Annotated in this window: 1 protein-coding gene; it reads right to left on the bottom strand. The window is 51.3% G+C overall.

Annotated features, from left to right (window positions below):
• Nucleotides 1–475: hypothetical protein (locus tag QQF33_RS03430; RefSeq protein ID WP_285157383.1), on the bottom strand; the 475-nt coding region annotated here is incomplete at its 3' end.
• Between the last annotated feature and the right edge of the window lie 122 nt (nt 476–597).

Here is a 597-nt window from a genome sequence, read left to right as displayed (position 1 = left end):
CTGGAACTGGCTGCGGGGTAGTGTAAACATCCACCTCACCGGCTGGTAAATCGCTTACCATCATCACGCTTACTCTCCCGCTTCCGTTATAGAGTGTTGCAGCAGGATGCTGTTGCGCGTTCCGGTATTCCTGAAGCTCTGCGTCTTTCGCGGCCAGCAGCTTTGCAGCATCTGCCGCAAGCTCTGTGATACTGATAGTCGCGCTACCTTCTCTGCCGTTGCTATCTTCGCCGTACACCTCAAATTCATCACCGTCGATATCGTCTGCGTCGTAGGACGCCAGCTCACTCAAGAGGTATTGCGCGTTATGTCCGTAACGCAATCCTGTTAGTTTGTTATTCATTGCCGCTTTATCCCCTGCTGTCTGCGCTGCGTGGGCCTCAGCGCAATTATTAAACCCGGAACCGCCGTTAATTTGTGGTGTGCAATCTGCGCAAATTCCGCATTGGTTGTTTGTTAGTTTGTTATTGGTCATTTTGATGACTCCTTATTTCCCATAAAACACGAGCAACACCGCCATTTCCGAGAGGGTCACGCTTATCTTTTAATGCCACACTAGATGCCGCCCACCCAGCACGAGGCGGAATGTCCTTAACC

It is taken from the genome of Lelliottia wanjuensis (assembly GCF_030238365.1).
In the GTDB taxonomy this organism is placed as follows: domain Bacteria; phylum Pseudomonadota; class Gammaproteobacteria; order Enterobacterales; family Enterobacteriaceae; genus Enterobacter; species Enterobacter wanjuensis.
This window is presented reverse-complemented; position numbering and strand designations above follow the sequence as displayed.